The sequence below is a fragment of the Rhodanobacter sp. MP7CTX1 genome, from assembly GCF_014205795.1.
GTDB lineage: Bacteria > Pseudomonadota > Gammaproteobacteria > Xanthomonadales > Rhodanobacteraceae > Rhodanobacter.
Genome location: NZ_JACHCN010000009.1, coordinates 122,614 through 144,270 on the forward strand (window position 1 = coordinate 122,614; position 21,657 = coordinate 144,270).

Genomic DNA, 21,657 nt, shown 5'->3' on the forward strand with positions numbered 1-21,657 from the left:
CTTGTTGCAGAGCCTGCTCGTATCTGTTGGCCATGCAGGGGATGCATCGGCAGCAGCGGGCGCCCCCCCTGCAGCGGCCCCAGTCAATTCAGCACTCATCACGGAAAGCACTGACAGTACGGTCAACCTTGGCGGTATCGATCTGTATCTCGACGTCACGCTTAATGGCACTCACGCTGGCCTCGTCCATTTCGGCTACAAGGATGGCGAACTATGGGCAAGCCGGGCAAGCCTGCACACGCTCGGCTTCACGCTGCCGACCGACACGCCCGATCCGGTACGCCTTCAGGGCTTGCAGGGCTTGCAGGTGAAGTACGACGCCAGTGGCCAGACGCTGACCCTCATCGCGCCGCTGCGACTATTGAAGCTGGGAACCACGGTGCTCGACACCTCGAACAACACCCGTCCGGTTGCTACGGCTTCGCCCGGGATCCTGCTCAACTACGACCTGTACGGCACGTACGGCTTGCATGGCGCCAGCAACCTGAGCGCATTCACCGAGCTGCGTGCGTTCAATGCCGCTGGCGTGTTCAGTACCACCTCGCTCGCGCAAGCCACCAACGATGGGAACGGCAACTGGCATAACCAGTCGGTACGCCTGGATACCAGCTGGAGCACGTCGTTTCCCGATGATCTGCTGACCTTGCGGCTTGGCGACACGTTGACCGATGCGTTGTCATGGTCGCGCTCCACCCGGATTGCGGGCGTGCAGTTCGGCACCAATTTCGCCCTGCAGCCCTATCTGGTCACAGCCCCGCTGCCGTCGTTCATCGGTTCGGCCACGCTGCCCTCCGACGTGCAGCTGTACGTCAACGGATTGCGCCAATACAGTGGCCAGATTCCCGCTGGCCCGTTCCAGCTGAACACTCTTCCCAACATCAACGGCGCCGGCAATGCTCAGGTAGTACTGACGAACGCTCTTGGCCAGACCACAACGCTGAATTTTCCGTTGTATGGAGAACACCAGCTGCTACGAGAAGGTTTTTCTGACTGGTCGACGGAAATCGGCGTCGTGCGCGAAAACTACGGCCTGGATTCGTTTGACTACGGCCATGACGCAGCCGCCAGCGGCACCTGGCGCTACGGCTTCACGAACAACTTCACCGCCGAGGCACACGCCGAGCTCACCGATGGATTGAGCGATGCGGGTGTGGGCGGCAACTGGCTGCTCGGCGGGATTGGCGGCGTTCTGTCTGCCTCGGTGGCCCACAGCGAAAATGCAGGCCAAGGTGGCGAGCAATACAGTCTCGGCTACAACTGGAGCAACAACCGCTTCAACCTCGGCATCAACGGTACCCGCACTTACGGCAGCTATCGTGACGTGGCGACACTTTACGGCTCGCCGACACCGGACATCACGGCCCAGGCATACGTCAGCTACAACTTTGACCGTCTGGGCAACCTGGGCGTGAGCTATCTGGATCTCGATTATCCGCAACAGCCGGCGACGCGTTACGCCAGCGCCTACTGGTTCAAAACGGTCGGACGCGCGCTGTCGCTGAACCTCAGTCTCAATCAGGACCTGAACAACAGCAGCAACCGCACCATCTTCCTGATTGCCACGTTGTCGCTGGATCACAACATCACGCTAAGCGGCGGCGCGCAGCGTGAAGGCGACCGCACCGGCCTGGTGATGAACGCCTCCCAGGCACTGCCAAGCCAGGGCGGCTTCGGCTGGCGCGCCTCGCTAAGCCAGGGCGACGGCCAGAACGGTGGTCAGGGCGAACTGGACTATCTCGGTCGCTATGGACAACTGCAGGCTGGCGTCTACGACGTCGGCGACACACGCTACGGTTATGCCAGTGCCATGGGCTCGTTGGTGCTGATGAGCGGCGACGTGTTCGCCGCACGGCAGATCTACGATGGGTTTGCCGTGGTCTCTACCGATGGCATCGCAGGTGTGCCGGTAAATCTGCAGAACAATCCCGTCGGCACCACCGACAGCCATGGCCTGCTGCTGGTTACGCCCCTCAACTCCTACCAGAACAACAAAGTCGCCATCGATGCAATGAACCTGCCGGCCGATGTGAGCATCAATCGCGTCGATGCAGACGTTGCAACCACCGACCGTGCCGGCACGCTGGTGAAGTTTGGCATCACACCTGTCCGCTCGGCCTCCATCATCCTGGTCGACGCCGCTGGCAAGCCATTGCCCATCGGCAGCCTCGTGCAGTTGCATGGCCACACCGGCGAGCCCGCACTTGTCGGCTTCGATGGCGCGGTCTATCTGGACACGCTTGAGCCGCGCAATGTGCTTGACGTAGACACTCCCTCCGGCGCCTGTCATGCCAGCTTTGCCTATGCCAGGCATGGCGACGGCATTCCGCAGATCGGGCCGTTGACCTGCCAGAAGGTATCACCATGACTACTCGCATGCTGCATTACGTTGTCGCACTGCTGCTGATCGGCTGCGGACTGTTCTGGGTTGCGCCGGCACAAGCCACTATCACCTGCAGCACGGCGGCGATGACGGCCGTCAGTTTCAGCACGGTGAACCCGCTATCGACTCAGGGGACGACCAGTGCGAACCTGACCTATACATGCCAAAACAGTACTGGCGGCGGCACGCACTCTGCCACGCTCTGCTTCAGCATCGGCGAGCCGGGTGGCAACCAGACCAATCCGCGTCTGATGAAAAGCGGCAGCAATACACTGCAATTCCAGCTTTACCAGAATCCGGGCTTCACCACCGTCTGGGGCAGCCAGTACTTCGGCAGCAATACTCCACTGATAGTCAGCGTCACATTGGGCGGTGGCGCAAGCACGAACGGTACGGCGACACTGAACGCCCAGGTACTCGGCGGACAGACCACCGCCATTCCCGGCACCTATAGCGACAACTATGCAAACGGCGACACCGCCCTGACTATCAACGATCAGGCCGGCAATACGGCACCAGGTAGCTGCAGCGGCACCCAGAGCAACACCGTTTTCTTCCCCTTCAATGTCACTGCCACCGTCCAGAAGAACTGCACGGTCGCTGCAAACGACCTCAGTCTGGGCAGCGTGGCCGCGGGTACCACTCCGTCCTCTGGCAGCAGCACCCTCAGCGTGAGCTGCTCATACACCACGCCATACAACGTCGGCCTGGCCCCCTTGAACGTCGCCAACACGAACGGAGCGGGGACAATGAAGGGGACAGGCACCAATACCAATACCGTGACGTATCAGCTTTATTCGAATTCTGGGCTCAGCACGGTATGGGGCAACTCAGTCACGGCTACCAGCACGGGCAACGGTGTGGCGGGCACCGGTTCTGGCGTGGCGCAAACTCTAAACGTCTATGCCAAGGTCACCAGCACCACCGATGTCCAGCCGGACAACTACTCCGATACCGTCCAGGTCAACGTTAACTATTGAGCGACTGCTTCGCGGGCACAGGGCTTTCGCTCAACGCGAAGAGAGGTACTCCCGCACCCGACACTTCACCATAGGCATTCCCCGGTCTTCGCGTCCGTGGCCGCTGGCCGTGGCGTCGGGGCGAGCTGGCACCGGCTGAGTTGGCTCCAAGCACCGACCTTCGACGCGAGATCAAGCGCGAGAAGGTCCACCTACGCATCTAGTGACTGAGGCAACAATGCTGGGGGTGGCTCAGGGCTGGGAGTAGCTCAGGCGCGGCCTCGGCCGTACCGGCAACATCCCGCACTATCGTTTCCGTCACGGGCTGATTGAGGCTGCTCATCACGAGTGCGCCCAAAGGCCACGTGAACATCGCTGAAAATGTCAAGCATCCTTGACTTTTCCGCGACCACTTGTGATGTGCCTGACCTCTCCCTGCGCCTTCCACCCACAGTCGAATCGGCACGCACCGACTTGCGCAATGTAGAAGATATGTGATGAATCTGTTAAAAGAGTGACACAGTTCGCACTATCTAAGGACCTAAATTGTCCGGAGATGCCTGATGGAGCGCGCTTGTCCGGCCTATTTAATCCGAGCCGGGACCGCTCAAGCGGCCGAAATACGGGATCAATCGTCCAAACCACTGGTTGGCACACAACTTGCCTATGTTGGGTAGACCCAGCCGCGCGCAAGGCTGCAGTCGGGGGTAATGCAACCAAGGTTGTCCAGTAGCGCGTCGACATCAGTTAACTAAAACCAACACATCAAACAGGGAACACGCATGAACAAGACTCTTCTCTCCGCCACCCTCGTCGCCGCCCTCGGCACTTTGGCCTTCGTGCCAGCCGCCCATGCAGCCAGCAACGGCGCCGGCCCGATCTTCAACTCGACCCCGGACGGCACCCTCACCATCAACGGCCAGGTCCTGGCCCAGACCTGCACGGTCGACGGCAAGGCTGCCGGCACCAGCGACAACAAGGTCGTGACCCTGCCCGACCAGTGGAAGACTGCCTTGGCAGCTTCCGGCAACGTTGCCGGCGCCACTACGTTCACGATTGTGATCGCGGCTTGCGATCCGGCCCTGACCACGGTCCAGACTTATTTCTCGGGCGGCACGCTGGACGGCGCGACCGGCAACCTCAAGAACAGCGGCACAGCCCAGAATGTCGACGTACAACTGCTCGACGGCCAGAACACCAACGCTCCGATCGTTCTGAGCAACACCACCACGAGCGGGAGCGGCTCTCAGACGGCTACCAAGGCGCTGGCCAGCGGTGGCGCCACGCTGAGCTACCAGGCCCAGTACATCGCCACAGGCGCCGCAACGGCCGGCACCGTGATTGCCACGACCAGCTTCACCATGATCTACAACTAAACGACATGCCGGGCCCGGACTCCGTCGCGGCGCGCCATGCACCGCGATGGAGCTCCGCCCCACAGGCATCACGCAGGGCTCGACCCTGCCCCGGAGTATCACCCATGAAGCCTTTCATGCATGCCGCCTGCGCGGCCATCGCCGTGCTGTGCCTGTGCGCGCCCATCGCTGCCCGCGCCGGCGTCGTCATTGCTGGCACCCGCGTGGTGTTTCCCGCCAAGCAGGGTGAAGTGACCGTGCGTCTGTCCAACCAGAACGACCGCCCCGTGCTGGTCGAAGCGTGGATCGATACCGGCGACCTCAATTCGACGCCCAACAGCGTCAACACGCCATTCCTGATCACTCCGCCGCTGTTCCGCATGGAATCGAACAAGGAGCAGAGCCTGCGGATCATCTACACCCAGGGTTCTCAGCCGCTGCCGGCCGACCGCGAGTCGCTGTTCTGGCTGAACGTGCTGGAGATCCCGCCCAAGCCTGCCGGTCCGCAGTCGGCCGGCCACAACTACCTGCAGTTCGCGATACGTTCGCGGCTGAAATTTTTCTACCGTCCGGCCAATCTGCAGGGCGACGCGACGAAGGCGCCAGACACGCTCAGCTTCACGGCTCAGGGCACCACGCTGGACGTGCGCAACCCCACGCCGTACTACGTCACGATCAGCAAGCTTTCGCTCGGCGCAAACGGTAATCCGATCGACGGAGCCAGCGGCATGGTCGCGCCACTTGGCGACCTGCGTGTAGCGCTGAAGGGTCTGACGCAAGCGCCGTCCGCCGGCACGCCGGTAGTGTTCACCACCATCAACGACTACGGCGCGACCGACACCCACAAGAGCACCGTGACTCAATAATGACGTCGCGACGCGCCATGTTTCGCTACCCAACCGCGCGCCGTGCGGCGCTCGCGATGGCGTGCGCTGCGGCGCTGGCCATGGCCGCGGGCTGGCCGCATCCGGCATGGGCTGCCGTCGACACAAGCGCTTCGCCCGACGCCAGCGCCGCCAGCGGCGGCTCCGCCGATTTCGACCGCAGCTTGCTGCCCGGCGCCGGACACGACACCGCCGACCTCTCGCGCTTCGAGCACGGCAACCCCGTGCTGCCTGGCGTCTACAACCTCGACGTCTATCTCAACAAGAACTGGGTGGGCCGCATGGACGTGCGCTTCGCCGCACCCTCCCCCGACGCCAACGCCGTGCCCTGCGTCACCACCGGGCTGCTCGATCGCATGAGCCTGGTGCCCGCCGATGCCGCGGCGGCGGCCAAACTGTCCAAATCGTCCGATTGCGTGAGCCTGGGCGACCTGATTCCCGGCGCCACGCTGTCCTTCGACATGCCCTCCCTGCGCATGGACGCCAGCGTGCCGCAGGCCTACATGAACCAGCGGCCGCGCGACTGGGTCAACCCGGCCTCGTGGGACGCAGGCGTGCCGGCGTTCCTGCTCAACTACAACTTTGACAGCTTCCGCTCCAGCAATGACGGACAAAGCCAGACCAGCACCTACCTGGGCCTGCGCTCGGGCTTCAACATCGGTCTCTGGCAGTTCCGCCAGGACAGCACCGGCACGCTGCAATCAGACTCCAACCAACCGAGCCAGCGTCACTGGCACAACATCGATGCCTACGTGCGGCGTGCGCTGCCCAGTCTGGGTGCCGTGCTGAACCTGGGCGACAGCTACACCGACGGCGCTGTGTTCGACAGCTACGGCCTGCGCGGCGTGCAACTGGGCACCGACGACCGCATGCTGCCGCAGTCGCTGCGCGGTTACGCGCCGGTGGTACATGGCGTGGCCTACACCAACGCCAAGGTCACGGTGACCCAGAACGGCGTGCAGATCTACCAGACCACCGTCGCACCCGGCCCGTTCGTGCTCAACGACCTATACCCCACCGGCTACGGTGGCGATCTGGTCGTGAATGTGACGGAAGCCGATGGCCGCCAGCACAGCTTCAGCGTGCCCTACGCCTCGGTGGCGCAATTGATGCGCCCCGGGGTTACCCGCTTCGACATCGCCGCCGGTCAGCTGCGCGACACCACCCTGCAGAACCGGCCCAACGTGATCCAGGCCGCGGCACAGCACGGCTTCAATAACCTACTCACGGGCTACGCCGGCGTGCAGGGTTCGGACGGCTACGCCTCGGTACTGGTCGGCGGTGCGTTCAACACGAACTTCGGCGCGTTGGCGCTGGATGTCACCCACGCCCACGCGAGCATTCCCGGCTACGGCACCTACGATGGCCAGAGCTTCCGCGTCAGCTACAGCAAGGTCATCCCGGACACCAACACCTCGCTGAGCGTGGCCGCCGACCGTTATTCCACCAGCGGCTTCCTGAGCCTGAGCGACGCCGAAGCCGCACGCGATTACGCCAGCCACGGCATGGATGCGCTGCAGTACCAGCCAACCAACCAGCAGACGATCGACGGACTGCCCGTGCAGAGCCTGCTTACGCCAGCCCAGCTCGCGGCACTGAGCGGCACCGTCAACAACGTCAACAATCTATACACTCCGCATGGCCTGCTGCAGCAGCGCAACCGCTTCACCCTGACGCTCAACCAGCAGCTGGGGAGCAGTGGCGGCTCGCTGTACGCCAACGCCTCGATCAACGACTACTGGAACCGCAACGGCAACGACACGCAGTTCCAGATGGGCTACAACAACCACTTCGGGCGTGTTACTTACGGCGTCTCCGTGACCCGCGGGCGCACGGAACTTGGCGGCTACGACAACCAGGTTACCTTCAACGCCAGCCTGCCGTTGGGTGATACTCCGCACGCGCCCAGCATCTCGTTCAGCCTCAACCACGACACCAACGACGGCACGCAGGAACAGGCCACCGTCAACGGTACGCTGGGCCAGTGGAACCAGTTCAGCTACGGCGCCACAACCTCGCACAGCGACAACGCCACCGGCAGCTCCTACAGTGCAGATGCCGGCTACAACAGCCCCTACGCCACGCTCAACGCCAGCGTCGGCAACGGCAGCGGCTACTCGCAGGCATCCATCAGCGCCAGCGGCGCGGTGGTCGCGCACGCAGGCGGTATCACCTTCGGCCAGCCGACCGGCGACACCGTCGCCATCGTGTACGCGCCCGGCGCTGCCGGCGCGCACGTCCTCAGCGCCCCTGGCCTCACCTTGGACCACGCTGGCTATGCGCTGGTGCCGTACCTCACGCCCTACCAGCTCGACACTGTCCAGATCGACCCGCAGGGCCTGCCACTGGGTGTGGAACTGGACTCCACCAGCGCAGACGTGGCGCCTTACGCGGGTGCGGTGGTCATGGTGAACTTCAAGAGCAAGGCCAGCCGCGCCCTGATCGCACGCATCCAGTTCGCCAACGGCACACCCACCCCATTCGGCGCGCAGGTGTTCGACGCCAAGGATCAGCCGCTGGGCGTGGTCGGTCAGGGCGGCATGGCCCTGCTGCGCGGCGTCGGCCCGAACGGCCGGCTCAGCGTGCAGTGGAACGATGAGCAGGGCGCGGCGCATGCCTGCTCGTTCTCCTATACGCTGCCCAAGTCCAGCAAGTCTGCGTCGGCGTATCAGCAGATCCAGGCAACATGCACCATCGAAGGCGCCGCGCCAGAATCGCAGAAGGAGAACGGGACATGACCTGTCGAGCCGCCGTGGCCATGCGCCTGCGTGCCTGGATTTTGTTTCCCATTGTCGTTGCGCTGTTCGCCATGGCGCCCCCCGCAGCGGCCGTCCAGAACGCGGCTACCCAACGCGGGGTTGTACGCTTGGCCCTGCAACCCTTGGCGCAAGCCCCAGCCTCCTTGGCGTGCAGCCCGTCGTCTTCCGCGCCAAACATCACATTGCCTGCGGTCACCATTGCGCCCAGTCAAAGCAATGGATTAATCGGCTCACCCGCAAGCGTATCAGTGAGCTTCGATTGTTCCGTACCCTTTTTGAACGACACTAATTACTCAGACAGTTTCACGCTGATGACCGGCACGTTGGCGACACTCGATGCGAGCACGCCACCTCCAAGCGGTAGCGGCATCATGTTCAAAACCAACTTGGCAGGAATCGATGTACAGCTTACGGCAGTACAAAACCAAGCCAGCAGCGGCAGCGCTGGCCCGAATGGAACCCCGGGCTGGACGATGGGCACCGTTACCTGTTCTGGCACGACCGCTAATTGGTCGTGCACCCCGGCCAATACCATTTCAGTAACTTTTACCGCACAACTCGTCAAAACCGGCGCAGCCGCTGTCGGCACTGTTAACAAAATAAGCAACCTGCTGCAATTCTTTGATCAAGATATATATCAGGCCAGTAATGCCTCGAGCCCAAAAACAACAGATGCACCGTCAGCGGCATTCGGCACGATGTCATTGAGCCAGGTCACTGTGACAGCGAGTACCTGCAGAGTCACCGCCAACGGTGGTGGTACGGTCACGCTACCGGACGTGTGGCGATCTGCGCTGGCCTCGTCCGGCAAGGTGGCGGGCGCCACTGCGTTCTCGATCGCGGTCTCCGGTTGCGGCCCCGCCCTAAGCACGGTTCAGACCTACTTCTCGAGCAACACGGTGGACTCTACAACCGGCAACCTCGTGAACACATCGGGCACGGGTTTTGCCGGGAATGTCGAGGTGCGACTGCTCGATGGCCAGAACAGCAGTGCCACGATCAATCTGAACAGCACCAACGTGACCACGCAAACGGCTACCACAAACCTGACCAGCGGTGGCGCTACGCTGATGTATCAGGCGGAGTATTACGCTACTGGCGCCGCAACGGCAGGCTCCGTGAAAACCACCGCCCAGTTCACCATGGTCTACCAGTAAGCCACCAATCGCGCACAGCGGACAACAAACCGCAGGAACGACAATCGAACCAGCGAATGCCCATTCGTGGGTTCGCGTCGCCACCCACGCATTGGTGGCGCGATAGTCGTCGTAATACTGCGGCAGGGGAGTGCCGCTGGTCGCCATCGCGATGACGATGCGATGCCGCGCTCCGCATGCGGGCCGAGTTCGGCCAACAGGAAAAAGGCGTTGGGGACAATTGGAGTAACCGGCCGTCGTCCATCCACACCGTAAATTGTCTTAATGAGCGGCGGAATTAATCGGACAATGTATTTTCGCTAACTCCGAACCGGACACAAATACGAACTTGGCTCATTCGTAGGACTGTGTGATCAATATCGGATCTGCCCGGCTTGCCGAAACATAGTCGCTGAAGTACTTCAATACGCGATTGGTTTCCGTATTTGACAAATGAACCACGGTTATCGTGTAGGTCTGCGACGGAATGGCCGTTGCACCCGATTTGCTGCATGCATCCAAATGCGGCCGACCGGGCTCAGAAGGGACAGCCATCCATGTCGCTATTCGCTCAGTGCTCGGGCCGCACGTCGGCTCGACGATGGCCCCTATGAACGTGATCCGGCCACCTGCTGACGGATCTATCGATCCGCTCGCCGCAGCTGCCCGCGGGATGCACAGCATTCCGACAAGGGCAACACCAACCAACAGCAAACAGCTCGACCGCCTCATACCGCACCTCGCGGTGCCCCATAGCTATTACGGGGTACCCAAGTGCCATCGGCATCATGAATCGAAATCTTTAGAGCAAAAATCTGCTCGCACGCCGGTGTGCACAGAAATTGCCAACCGCGTCACACTATTCAGGTGTGAACGCCGAGTTTGGCGAGGCGGCCATTACGGCGATGTGAAGCTGCCGCCCAAGAGTTTATCGGCCCGCGGTGGCTGGCCTGAAGGGGCGTACATAAAGAATTTTGGAGCGGGTTCAGCGTGAGGAGATGTACTTCTCGCGCCGGATCTGGTGCACCGGCAGTCCGAATTCTTTCAGCGCGGCGAACGCGGCATCCACCATGTTCGGGTTACCGCACAGATAGGCGATGTCGCGCTCGGCGCTGGGCCGAAGTTCGGTCAGCACCGCTTGCACGTGGCCGGCGCGGTCGTTCGGGCGCGGCACCGCACGGGGCTGCCGACTGAGGCAACCGTGGAAGGTGAAGCCAGGGTGGTCCTTGGCGAACGCCTCGAACTCCTCGCCATACAGCAGCTCGCCTTCGTTGCGTGCGCCGTACAGCAACACCACTTCGCGATCGCCCGCAGCAAGCAGTTTCTCGATCTGCGGCAACATCGCGCGGTACGGGGTGACGCCGGTGCCAGTGGCGATCAGCAGGTAGCGCGGATGATGGTCGGCTTCCTGCAGACAGAAGCGACCGTAGGGGCCGCTGGCGTCGATGGTGCCCCCGTTCCGCAGCTCGCCGAGCAGCTTGGTGGCGGCTCCGCCCTCGACATAACTGACCGCGATTTCGATGCGCGTGACCGGCGAGGAACCGTCACCCACCGTCGCTACCGAATAGCTGCGTTTGGTCGCGGTGCCGTCGTCATAGTGGAAGTGCACCTGCAGGAACTGCCCGGGCTGGAACGCGAGCGGCTGGCCGTCCGCGCGCTCGAAAGCAAGGTGGCGCACGGTGGGGGCAATCATGCTGCTGTCGACGAGACGCAGCTGGAAGTGGTCGGCCATGTAACGGATTCCGGGAAACAGTGAGTGCGCCCCATAGGACCGGGCGGCGGCGTCAAGCCCGCTATAATAGGTCGCTACGAGCCGCCGACCAAGCTGCAACGCGCATTCAACCGCCGACTTTACCGGCGCATCGCGTGTCAATGCAGCTGGTTTCCCCTCGGCTTTCCACTACCCGGCGTCATCCATGACCTCAACACCCGCACTCGTCGTCGACAACCTGCGCAAAACCTACGGCAACGGCGTCGAAGCCCTGAAGGGCATCAGCCTGACTGTGCAGCCCGGCGATTTCTTCGCCCTGCTCGGCCCCAACGGAGCCGGCAAATCCACCCTGATCGGCATCCTCTCCTCACTGGTCAACTCCAGCGGCGGCGACGCGGAGATCTTCGGCGTCTCGGTGAACAAACACCGCAGCGAGGCGATGCGGCTGATCGGACTGGTGCCGCAGGAACTCAATTTCAACCAGTTCGAGAAGTTGTTCGACATTTGCGTGAACCAGGCCGGCTTCTACGGCATTCCACGCAAGATCGCGGCCGAACGCGCGGAGAAATACCTGAAGGAACTGCGCCTGTGGGACAAGGCACAGCATCAGGCGCGCATGCTTTCCGGCGGCATGAAGCGTCGCCTGATGATCGCCCGCGCGATGATGAACGAGCCCAAGCTGCTGATCCTCGACGAGCCCACCGCGGGCGTCGACATCGAGATCCGTCGCTCGATGTGGCAGTTCGTGAGCGGCATCAACGCGGCCGGCACCACGGTGATCCTCACCACGCATTACCTGGAGGAAGCGGAGTCGCTGTGCCGCAATATCGCGATCATCGACCACGGCACGATCATCGAGAACACCAGCATGAAGCGCCTGCTGGCGACGCTGGATGTGGAGACGTTCGTGCTGGATGTGGCCACCATGCCGGACCAGCTCCCCACCCTGCCCGGCGTCGTCCTGCGCCGCCGCGACGAACACACGCTGGAAGCAGAAATGGCCCGCTCGCATGACCTCAATTCACTTTTTTCGTCGCTGTCTGCGCACGGCATCATGGTGACCTCGATGCGCAACAAGACCAACCGGCTCGAAGAGCTGTTCGTGCGGCTCGTCGAGAATGGTCGACAAGAGTCGGGCAGTAACGGCCAGGTTGCCACCGGCAAGGAGCGCGCGGCATGAGCAACTCCGCAACCAATCTCGTCGCCCTGCACACGATCGCGCGCCGCGAGATCGTACGCATCATGCGCATCTGGACGCAGACGCTGATCCCGCCGGCGATCACGATGACGCTGTATTTCGTGATCTTCGGCAAGTTGGTCGGCAGCCGCATCGGTGTGATCGAGGGTGGCTTCACCTACATTCAATACATCGTGCCCGGCCTAGTGATGATGAGCATCATCACCAACAGTTACGGCAACATCTCCAGCTCGTTCTTCGGCGCCAAGTTCAGCCGTGCCGTGGAAGAAATGCTGGTGTCACCGATGCCGAACTGGGTGATCCTGCTCGGTTATGTCTCTGGCGCGGTAGCGCGTGGATTGGTGGTCGGCGCGCTGGTGCTGCTGATCGCGCTGCTGTTCACGTCACTGCATGTAGCGCATCCTTTGATCACCTTCCTTTCGGTGCTGCTGGGCGCGACGATTTTCTCGCTGGCCGGTTTCGTCAACGCGGTATTCGCGAAAAAGTTCGATGACATCGCCCTGGTGCCGACCTTCATATTGACCCCGCTGACCTACCTCGGCGGCGTGTTCTATTCGGTGAACATGCTGGGCGAACCGTGGCAATCCATTTCACGGGTCAACCCGATTCTGTACATGGTCAATGCGTTCCGCTTCGGCGTGCTCGGCATTAGCGACGTGAACATCGGCGTTGCGTTCGTGGTGATGCTGGCATTCGTGGTTGGCCTGTCGATCGTGGCGTTGCAGCTGCTCAAGCGCGGCGTCGGCCTGCGCTCCTGACAACCCCGTAGGAACGTACCCTGTGCGCGATGGCTCTTCGCCCGTACCGCAGGAAGAGCATCGCGCACAGGGTGCGCTCCTACAGAGAGCATTGAAATGCGCGTCAACAAATACATCAGCGAAGCCGGGCTGTGCTCGCGCCGCGAGGCGGACGAACTGCTGCTGGCCGGCCGCGTCAGCATCAACGGTGAAGTCGTCACAACCGGCGCCAAGGCGCTGGACGGCGACGAAGTGCGGGTGGACGGCGAGATCGTGCGCACCCGCACGCTGGCGCCTACGGCGGCGGCGAAGAAGGCCGTCTATATCGCGCTGAACAAGCCAGTCGGGATCACCTGCACCACCGAGAAAGACGTCGACGGCAACATCATCGATTTCGTCGACCATCCGCAGCGGATTTTTCCGATCGGCCGACTCGACAAGGATTCCGAAGGGCTGATCCTGCTGACCAGCAACGGCGACATCGTCAACGAGATCCTGCGCTCGGAGAACCATCACGAGAAGGAATACCTGGTCGGCGTGAACAAGGCGGTCACCGACGAATTCCTTGCCGGCATGGCCAAGGGCGTACGCATCCACAACCAGATGACGAAACCCTGCAAGGTGCGTCGGATCGCGAAGTTCGGCTTCTCGATCGTGCTGACCCAGGGGCTGAACCGACAGATCCGACTGATGGCCGCGGCGTTCGGCTACCGCGTGACACAGCTACGCCGCGTGCGCATCGACAACGTCCGACTCGCCCACCTGAAAGTCGGCCAGTGGCGCAACCTCACTGAGGCGGAGTTGAAGGGGCTGCTGCCCCAACGCACGCAGTGGTGACCGCACAGGTGCCTGCCTGAATGAGCACCCGGTGCGTTGGTCAACGAAGCGCTTGATGCGGTGCGCTCGATTCTCGAATAGCCACTGGCTCGGCTGTCGCTCGCAGTGGCGCGTTCGCCGTTCTTGTGGGAGCGACTTCAGTCGCGATGCCTTTCCGTACATCCCAAGAGCATCGCGACTGAAGTCGCTCCCACAAGGGCGGGCTAGAACGGCGCGTTAAGCTGCCGGTAGGCTTTGCAGGTCCCAGCGTGGATAGACCTGCACCGATTCGTCCTGATGTTGGCCGCTGGCCAGCCGGATTGCGCCAGCCAGCGCGATCATCGCGCCGTTGTCGGTGCAGAAGTCCAGTCGCGGGAAATACACCTTGAAACCATCTTTGGCGGCAGCCGTAGCCAGCTCGCTGCGCAACCGCCGGTTGGCGCCGACGCCGCCGGCAATGACCAGCCGCTGTGCGCCGCTGGCCTGCAGGGCGCGGCGGCACTTGATGATCAGCGTGTCGACGATCGCCTCCTCGAAGGCGCGGGCGACGTCGGCGCGGGTCTGATCGCTGCGGTCGCTGGCCTGCCACGCCAGCAGGACCTGGGTCTTCAGGCCGGAGAAGCTGAAATCCAGCCCCGGCCGGTCGGTCATCGGACGCGAGAAACGGAATGCGCCGGCCCGGCCCTGTTCGGCCAGTTTCGCCAGCGCCGGACCGCCGGGATACGGCAGGCCCATCAGCTTGGCAGTCTTGTCGAAGGCCTCGCCGGCAGCGTCATCCAGCGTATCGCCCAGGATCGTGTACTCGCCGATCGCCTTGACCTCGACCAGCATGGAATGGCCGCCGGACACCAGCAGAGCCACGAACGGGGGTTGCGGCGGGTCGTCTTCCAGCAGCGGCGCCAGCAGGTGGCCTTCCATGTGGTGCACCCCGATCGCGGGTACACCCAGGGCCCAGGCCAGCGCCCGCCCGGCGGAAGCACCCACCAGCAACGCACCGACCAGACCAGGACCGGCGGTATACGCCACCCCACCCAGGTCCTGCACAGTCAGCCCGGCTTCGGCCAAGGCCTCGCGGATCAACGGCAGCAGTTTGCGCACATGGTCGCGGCTGGCCAGCTCCGGTACCACGCCGCCGTAATCGGCGTGCAGCTTGATCTGGCTATACAGGGTATGGGACAGCAGCCCGCGACCTGGCGCATCCGGCTCCCAGCGCAACAGCGCCACGCCAGTCTCGTCGCAGGACGTTTCGATGCCCAGAACGGGCTTGCCAAACATCGGCTTTGAAAATTCTATGTTATCCACGGTATACTTCGCGGCTCGCCCTATTCAACAGTCCCGTATCCGCGGGAAGACTACCACTCGGAGTTTCCATGCCCAACGTAAAAGTTCGCGAGAACGAGCCGTTCGAGATTGCTCTGCGTCGTTTCAAGCGTACCTGCGAAAAGGCCGGCGTGCTCGCTGAAACGCGCAAGCGCGAGTTCTACGAAAAGCCGACCCAAGAGCGCAAGCGCAAGCGCGCCGCTGCGGTGAAGCGTCATCTGCGTCGCCTGTCGCGTGACGTTTCGCGCAAGACCCGTTTGTACTGAGTTCCCCGATCCGTCGCCTTTTGGCGGATCTTGCTGCGTCTTGGCGCAGCGTACTTGGGAAACACGGTCGGCGCGGGTTCTCGCAGCCACCGCATGCACTTTAGATCGATCTGGCCGGTGTTGTCCCCTTCGGGCAACGCCGGCTTTGTCGTTTCCGTAGAATGGCTTTTCTTGCCCCCTCAGAGGCTCCCCGCATGACACTCAAGCAGCAGCTCACCGAAGACATGAAAAACGCCATGCGCGGCGGCGACAAGCACCGGCTGGGGGTGATCCGGCTGATGCTGGCGGCGATCAAGCAGCGCGAAGTGGACGAGCGAATCGAACTCGATGACGTGCAGGTGCTGGCCACGCTGGAAAAGATGCTCAAGCAGCGGCGCGACTCGGTCAGCCAGTTCGATGCCGCCAAGCGCGAGGATCTGTCTGCGATCGAACGCGCCGAGATGGTGGTGATCGAGACCTATTTGCCGACCAAGCTGAACGACGCGGAGATCGACGCGCTGGTTGACGCGGCGATCAACGACACCGGCGCCAGCTCGGCTCGCGACATGGGCAAGGTAGTGGCTGCCGTCAAGGAAAAGGCCGCCGGCCGCGCCGACATGGCCGTCGTGTCCGGCAAGATCAAGGCGCGCCTGGCGGGCTGAAGCCGCGCAAGCCCCTGTGCGCGAAAGCTCTTGTGGGAGCGACTTCAGTCGCGATGCTCTTGCTGCCGGCCCAGAGCATCGCGACTGAAGTCGCTCCCACAAAAGCCGCACCCCCTTGGCCAGCCCAGGACTCATGCATTCCCTTCACGGCGCTGCCCCAAGAATGCCGCCTTCGAACTGGGCGGCCGCTGCGGCCGTCATCCACCAACAGGGGAATTCCATGCTGAAGTGGGCCATCATTTTCGCCATCATCTCGCTGGTCACTGGCCTGCTCGGTTTCCGGGGTGTATCCGGTGTCACCGGCACCATTGCCAAGGTGTTGTTTGCGATCTTCCTGATTCTGTTCCTGCTTGCGCTGCTGGCGGTGATAGGTGTGTTCCATATCCTGTAGCCGCGCCTGCGTCCGGTAGACTAGGCCGCTTATGCGCGGCCTGATTCCCGACAGTTTCATCGATGAACTGCTCGCTCGCGTCGACATTGTCGACGTGATCGAGCGGCGCGTGCCGTTGAAGAAGGCGGGACGCGAGTGGACGGCGTGCTGCCCGTTCCACAACGAGCGCACCCCCTCATTCTATGTAAGCCCGGCGAAGCAGTTCTTCCACTGCTTCGGCTGCGGCGCGCACGGTAGCGCGGTGAAGTTCCTGATGGACTACGAGCGACTGGAGTTTCCCGACGCGGTCGAGGAACTGGCGCAGACGGTCGGCCTGAAGGTGCCCCGTGAAGGTGGCCGCGAGGCCGCGCCGCGCGAGGACAAGACCGACCTGTACACGCTGCTCGATGCTGCCGCCAGCTGGTACGAGGGCGAACTCCCGCGCAATGCCGAAGCTCAGGCGTATTGCCGCAAGCGCGGGCTGGATGCGGAAACCATTGCGAAGTTTCGCATCGGCTGGGCACCGGCTGGCTACGACGGCGTGATCAAGTCGCTCGGCAACAGCGAGCGGCGCATGCAGCTGCTGAACGAAGCAGGCATGGTTGCCAGCAGTGAACGCGGCAGCAAGTACGACCGTTTCCGCGAGCGGCTGATGTTTCCGATCCTCGACCGCCGCGGCCGGGTGATCGCATTCGGCGGTCGCGTGCTGCAAGCCGACCAGGCGCCGAAATATCTCAACTCACCCGAGACGCCACTCTTCCACAAAGGCCGCGAGCTGTTCGCGCTATGGCAGGTGAAGCAGGCCAACGCGAACCTGACTCGGATCATGGTGGTCGAGGGCTACATGGACGTGATTGCGCTGCACCAGGCCGGCCTGCCGATCGCGGTGGCGACGCTGGGCACCGCGACCACGCCGGAACACACCGAGGTGTTGTTCCGCGCTGCGCCGGACGTGGTGTTCTGCTTTGACGGTGACCGCGCCGGTCGAGCCGCCGCGTGGAAAGCGTTGGAGTCGGCGCTGCCGCGGTTGCGCGATGGCCGCCAGGCGTATTTCCTGTTCCTGCCCGATGGTGAGGATCCGGATTCATTGGTGCGCAAAGAGGGCAAGGAAGGCTTCGAGAAGCGCATCAAGGAGGCCATGCCGCTGTCGGACTACTTTTTCGGCGAGCTGTCGCATGACGTCGAGATGGGCAGCCTGGACGGCCGCGCCCGCCTTGCGGAACGCGCCCGCCCGCTGATCGCAAAACTGCCCGACGGCGCATTCCGCGACCTTATGGCGCAGGAACTGGAAAAACGCAGTGGCGCCCGCGCGCATGCCACGCCCTCCGCGCAGCGTGCCATCGAGCGACCGATGGCCGTGCAGCGCAGTCTGGTGCGCAGCGCGATCTCGCTACTTCTGGCGCAGCCTGGAGTGGCCGATCAGGTGGAAAAGCCCTACCGCTTCCTGCGCCTGGACAAGCCCGGTGTGGAGCTGCTCGCCGAACTGATTGACCTGGCCCGCTCCCGCCCCGGTATCAACTCCGCCATGCTGGTGGAGCATTTTGCCGAACGGCCGGAATACCCGTCACTCCAGAAATTGATGGCGGCGATGTCGGTGGGTGAACCCGAGGCGCAGCGTGCCGAGTTCTTCGATGCGCTCATTCGGATGGACGACCAGGCCACTACCCAGCGCCGCGATGCGCTGACCGCGAAGAGCCGCGAAGGCTCGCTGGACAGCGCCGAAAAGACCGAGCTGCGTGAGCTGCTGGCGGCGCGTGGCAAGCCGCAGGTGACGTCTACCTGAATGCCGACGTTTTACAGCCCATCGATCGACTCTGCCGTCTCATGCAAAATCGCAACCCTTCAACGACAACTCGACTGTGGGATCATGTGAAGTCGCCACCGTGCGACTTCGCTTGAAATGCAGGGACCTCGATGGATTTGCTCCAACGCCTGATCACGATTTTCGCCGAGAACGGTTACGTCGCTGTATTCATCGCGTTGATGATCTGCGGTGCGGGCCTGCCCCTGCCGGAAGACATCACCCTGGTCGCCGGCGGCGTCATCGCCGGGCTTGGCTACGCGAATGTGCATGCGATGTTCGCGCTGGCGATGTTCGGCGTGCTGCTCGGCGATGCGGGCATCTTTCTGCTCGGCCACCACTACGGCGCGCGCATGCTGAAATGGCGACTGGTCGCGCACGTACTGACGCCAGCGCGCTACGCCGCCGTGCAGGATAAATTTGCGCGCTATGGCAATCGCATGCTGTTCATCGCGCGTTTCCTGCCGGGCATGCGCACCACGGTCTACATCACCGCCGGCACCAGCCATCGCGTATCGTTTACGCGCTTCCTGCTGATCGATGGACTGGCTGCGCTGATCAGCGTGCCATTCTGGGTGTATCTGGGCTACATCGGCGCCGACAACCACGAATGGCTGGTGAAGTGGGTTCGCCGCGGCCAGGGCAGCTTGTGGGTACTCGTCGGCCTGGTCGTGTTGGCGCTGCTGGCGCTGTGGTGGCGTCACCATCGGCGACACCAGCAGGCTGCGGCGTCGCATCACAATGAGCGATAGCGCGCAACGGATGCTGTCGAGTCATGCGCTATGTGCTTATTGATACGGCACGCAAATGGTTTCCAGAATGCCCTTCGACTCCGCTGCGCTACGCTCGGGACGATCGGTTCATACGTAGTATTTGCGGCTGGATCATTAAGCAGGCGATACCGGCGCTAATGCTCTGTCGCTGGAGCGCCCGCTTTGAGATCAACACTCAGACTCTGCAAGCTTTGTTGATCCACCCGGATCAGCCCATGCGTGGGTGAGTCGAGGTCAGCAATCAGGCTCATCGCAATCGCAATCGTAAGCACGGGCACGAAGGTCGTAAGTGCAGCACGTCGCCGCTGACCGTAGCCCACGACGATCGTCGTCATGATCGAAAGAATGCCCAATAGAAACCAGATGTCCGAGGGAATTCTGTTCGCCGTCGCAGCGACGCGCTTGCCATCGAGGTCGATCATCTCGTTCAACGCCTGCACGTAGATCGATGTGATCGGCGTGGGACTGAGCTGACTCGCCGCCACAGCTCCTGCCCAAAGCTGATCTTGAATCTGCTTGGAATGCCTGCCGCTGGCCTCGCGTTGTGGCTCGGTCGTCGCATCGCCAAACATCACAATGCGCGTATCGACATAGTCCCGCAGCAACCCACTTGCCTGGGTCCGCATCGGCTCCGGCTGCATCATCGCGCGCAGATAGCTCGTGCCAATCGCATTCGCTTCATCGACCACGAGTTGCTTGCGGTAGTCGAAGCGGGTCAACGCCATCGAAAGCGTGAACCCGATCAGCAGACTGAGCAGTACCGCGATCTGATTGCGCGTCTCCTCGATCTGCTTGTCCCCATCCTGTCCGATCTTGTCGTGATTTCTGGCGCGCAGCCGAAAACCGATCTCGTAGGACAGCAGCAGCACGACGCAGATGACGAAAAAGAGTAGCCCCGGATACTCGAACAGGAACATGCGCACCCCTCCGTGTCATACAGAAGTTGTTCCGCAACAGGCAACGGCTCTCGAAGCCCGACGCCACTTTATCTACTTCCTTCGGTCCGTGCTCCGGCAAACGCAAGCAAACCATCGGTCAAGGCGTGGGTGTCGCCTGCGACGATGCCACATCATGCCGGTTCCACCAGCCGCCACCGAGCGCCTGGAACAATGCCACCGTATCGGCGTAGCGGTTCGCGCGTGCCTGCGCCAACGCGATGGCAGCCTGTCGCCAGGTCTGCTCGGCATTGAGCATCACCACCTCGCTGATGTCACCGAGCGCGAGCTGCTGTTGCGCGATGGCAAAGCTGCGCGCGGCGGCGCGCTCAGCCAGGTCGGCCGCGACCAGCGCAGCGGCATCGGATTGCACCGCGTGCAACACGTCGGCGACGTTCTGCACGGCATCGATCACCGTGCTGCGGTATTGCGCCGCGCTTTGCCGATAAGTCGCCTCGGCCGCCCGCTGCTTGTGCTTCAACGTGCCGCCATCGAACAGCGGCGCGGTGATGCCGGCACCGATGCTCCAGAAGCCGGTGCCAGTGGTCAGCAGTGAGCTCGCCTGCACCGCCGCACTGCCGACGCTCGCACTGATCTGCACGTTCGGCAGCCGGTTCGCGATCGCCACACCGACTTGCGCACTGGCCGCATGCAGTTGTTCATCGGCCATGCGTACGTCGGGACGCTGCTCGACCAGCCGTGCCGGCAGGCTCAGTGGCAACTCGCCTGGCAGTTGCAACGTATCCAGCGTGAAGCGATCGTCGATGGCGTCACTCGGCATGCGCCCGCTGAGGGCAGCGAGCAGATCGCGCTGCTGGGCCAGCTGTTTCTCCAGCGGCGGCAATGTGGCGCGACTTTGCTCGAGGGCGGCCTGCTGCGCGGCTACCGCTGCTTCAGGGGCATCGCCAAGCGCAAACTGGCGCTGCAACGTCGCCATGATCCGCTGCTGGTCGTCGACGATGTGCCGGGTGGCTTCGATCTGCTCGCGCAGCGAGGCCTCCTGGATCGCCGCATTGACCAGATTGCTGGTCAGCGTGAGGTAGGTCGCCTCCAGCTGGAAGCGTTGCGCATTCGCCTGCGCCACCAGCGATTCCACCTGCCGACGATTGCCGCCCCACAGATCCGGCGAGTACGACACGCTGACCTGGGCCGTAGTGAGGTTGTACAGCGTGCTGTTCGATGCGACGCCGCTGGACAGCACCGTGCCGGTTTTCTGCCGGGTCGGATCGACGCTGGCCTCGATACTGGGGAAGAACGCGCCACGCTGCGCACGCACGTTCTCCCACGCGACCTGCAGGGCTGCCTGCGCGGCTTCCGTATCGGCATTGTGCTTCAGCGCATCGTCGATCAGCGCGTTCAATGGCGCGCAATGGAACATTGTCCACCACTGCCCCGGGATGTCCATGTCCTGCACCAGCTGTTGTGCATTGCCACCCTGGCCGGATGCAGCTGCCGTGGTCTGCGGTAGCGCCGTCGGCGCGTAGCTATGGGCCGTTGGGGCGGCCGGCCGTTGATAGTTCGGCCCGACCGCGCACGCAGTGAGCAGCACGCCAAGGCCAACGCCAAGCAACTCGCGGCAAGCGCGCCATGGATTGATTTTGCCAAAAGCGAACATG

Annotated in this window: 18 protein-coding genes; 14 read left to right on the forward strand and 4 right to left on the reverse strand. The window is 62.8% G+C overall.

All coding sequences use genetic code 11. From position 1 onward, the window contains the following. Window positions 1–4: 4 nt before the first annotated feature. The 6 genes from HDE77_RS12730 to HDE77_RS12755 all read left to right on the forward strand — a co-directional run bounded on the left by HDE77_RS12730 (window position 5) and on the right by HDE77_RS12755 (window position 9,494). Window positions 5–2,365, forward strand: coding sequence for a fimbria/pilus outer membrane usher protein (locus tag HDE77_RS12730; RefSeq protein WP_255482697.1), 2,361 nt, complete (start codon window positions 5–7; stop codon window positions 2,363–2,365). Next, window positions 2,362–3,360, forward strand: a complete 999-nt coding sequence (locus HDE77_RS12735; RefSeq protein ID WP_184417707.1) for a spore coat U domain-containing protein — start codon at window positions 2,362–2,364, stop codon at window positions 3,358–3,360. The genes HDE77_RS12730 and HDE77_RS12735 overlap by 4 nt, the downstream gene beginning before the upstream one ends. 761 nt (window positions 3,361–4,121) lie before the next feature. Then, window positions 4,122–4,715, forward strand: a complete 594-nt coding sequence (locus HDE77_RS12740) for a fimbrial protein (RefSeq protein ID WP_184417708.1) — start codon at window positions 4,122–4,124, stop codon at window positions 4,713–4,715. Window positions 4,716–4,819: 104 nt separating this feature from the next. Then, a complete protein-coding gene (locus HDE77_RS12745) occupies window positions 4,820–5,560 on the forward strand; it encodes a molecular chaperone (protein ID WP_184417709.1) in 741 nt (246 codons plus the stop codon). A 17-nt stretch (window positions 5,561–5,577) separates the two neighbouring features. Then, window positions 5,578–8,316 carry a fimbria/pilus outer membrane usher protein gene (locus HDE77_RS12750; RefSeq protein ID WP_255482698.1) on the forward strand — a complete coding sequence of 913 codons (2,739 nt, stop codon included), beginning with the start codon at window positions 5,578–5,580 and terminating at the stop codon, window positions 8,314–8,316. After that, complete coding sequence (locus tag HDE77_RS12755; RefSeq protein WP_184417711.1) at window positions 8,313–9,494, forward strand: fimbrial protein; 1,182 nt, start codon at window positions 8,313–8,315, stop codon at window positions 9,492–9,494. The genes HDE77_RS12750 and HDE77_RS12755 overlap by 4 nt, the downstream gene beginning before the upstream one ends. A gap of 964 nt (window positions 9,495–10,458) precedes the next feature. Here the strand turns inward: HDE77_RS12755 and HDE77_RS12760 are convergent. Next, complete coding sequence (locus HDE77_RS12760; RefSeq protein WP_184417713.1) at window positions 10,459–11,205, reverse strand: FAD-binding oxidoreductase; 747 nt, start codon at window positions 11,203–11,205, stop codon at window positions 10,459–10,461. 184 nt (window positions 11,206–11,389) lie between these two features. Here HDE77_RS12760 and HDE77_RS12765 point away from each other — a divergent pair, with 184 nt between their 5' ends. From HDE77_RS12765 to HDE77_RS12775, 3 genes are all read left to right on the forward strand, one after another. Then, window positions 11,390–12,364: an ABC transporter ATP-binding protein gene (locus HDE77_RS12765; RefSeq protein ID WP_184417715.1), complete on the forward strand. Its 975-nt coding sequence runs from the start codon at window positions 11,390–11,392 to the stop codon at window positions 12,362–12,364. After that, window positions 12,361–13,140, forward strand: a complete 780-nt coding sequence (locus HDE77_RS12770) for an ABC transporter permease (RefSeq protein ID WP_184417717.1) — start codon at window positions 12,361–12,363, stop codon at window positions 13,138–13,140. Before HDE77_RS12765 ends, HDE77_RS12770 begins: the two co-directional genes overlap by 4 nt. Window positions 13,141–13,236: 96 nt before the next feature. After that, window positions 13,237–13,956 (forward strand): pseudouridine synthase, encoded by a 720-nt coding sequence (locus tag HDE77_RS12775; protein ID WP_184417719.1) that lies wholly within the window; start codon window positions 13,237–13,239, stop codon window positions 13,954–13,956. A 216-nt stretch (window positions 13,957–14,172) separates the two neighbouring features. Here HDE77_RS12775 and tsaD read toward each other — a convergent pair whose 3' ends face one another. Further along, a complete protein-coding gene (gene tsaD, locus HDE77_RS12780; protein WP_184417827.1) occupies window positions 14,173–15,210 on the reverse strand; it encodes a tRNA (adenosine(37)-N6)-threonylcarbamoyltransferase complex transferase subunit TsaD in 1,038 nt (345 codons plus the stop codon). 95 nt (window positions 15,211–15,305) lie between these two features. Between tsaD and rpsU the strand changes: the two genes are divergently transcribed. From rpsU to HDE77_RS12805, 5 genes are all read left to right on the forward strand, one after another. Next, a complete protein-coding gene (gene rpsU, locus HDE77_RS12785) occupies window positions 15,306–15,521 on the forward strand; it encodes a 30S ribosomal protein S21 (protein WP_077483322.1) in 216 nt (71 codons plus the stop codon). A gap of 194 nt (window positions 15,522–15,715) precedes the next feature. After that, window positions 15,716–16,162, forward strand: a complete 447-nt coding sequence (locus HDE77_RS12790) for a GatB/YqeY domain-containing protein (protein WP_184417721.1) — start codon at window positions 15,716–15,718, stop codon at window positions 16,160–16,162. A 220-nt stretch (window positions 16,163–16,382) separates the two neighbouring features. After that, the gene (locus HDE77_RS12795; RefSeq protein ID WP_184417723.1) at window positions 16,383–16,553 is read left to right on the forward strand and encodes a DUF1328 family protein; all 171 of its coding nucleotides are present in this window, start codon (window positions 16,383–16,385) and stop codon (window positions 16,551–16,553) included. Window positions 16,554–16,584: 31 nt separating this feature from the next. Beyond that, entirely contained in the window at window positions 16,585–18,315 is a 1,731-nt protein-coding gene (gene dnaG / locus HDE77_RS12800; protein WP_184417725.1) for a DNA primase, read from the forward strand. 131 nt (window positions 18,316–18,446) lie between these two features. Beyond that, the gene (locus HDE77_RS12805) at window positions 18,447–19,085 is read left to right on the forward strand and encodes a DedA family protein (RefSeq protein ID WP_184417727.1); all 639 of its coding nucleotides are present in this window, start codon (window positions 18,447–18,449) and stop codon (window positions 19,083–19,085) included. A 155-nt stretch (window positions 19,086–19,240) separates the two neighbouring features. On the opposite strand, the gene HDE77_RS12810 is transcribed toward HDE77_RS12805, so the two are convergent. Together HDE77_RS12810 and HDE77_RS12815 are read right to left on the reverse strand one after the other, a co-directional pair. After that, window positions 19,241–20,023 carry a DUF4239 domain-containing protein gene (locus tag HDE77_RS12810; protein ID WP_184417729.1) on the reverse strand — a complete coding sequence of 261 codons (783 nt, stop codon included), beginning with the start codon at window positions 20,021–20,023 and terminating at the stop codon, window positions 19,241–19,243. A gap of 118 nt (window positions 20,024–20,141) precedes the next feature. Then, window positions 20,142–21,656: an efflux transporter outer membrane subunit gene (locus tag HDE77_RS12815; RefSeq protein WP_184417731.1), complete on the reverse strand. Its 1,515-nt coding sequence runs from the start codon at window positions 21,654–21,656 to the stop codon at window positions 20,142–20,144. Window position 21,657 lies beyond the last annotated feature (1 nt).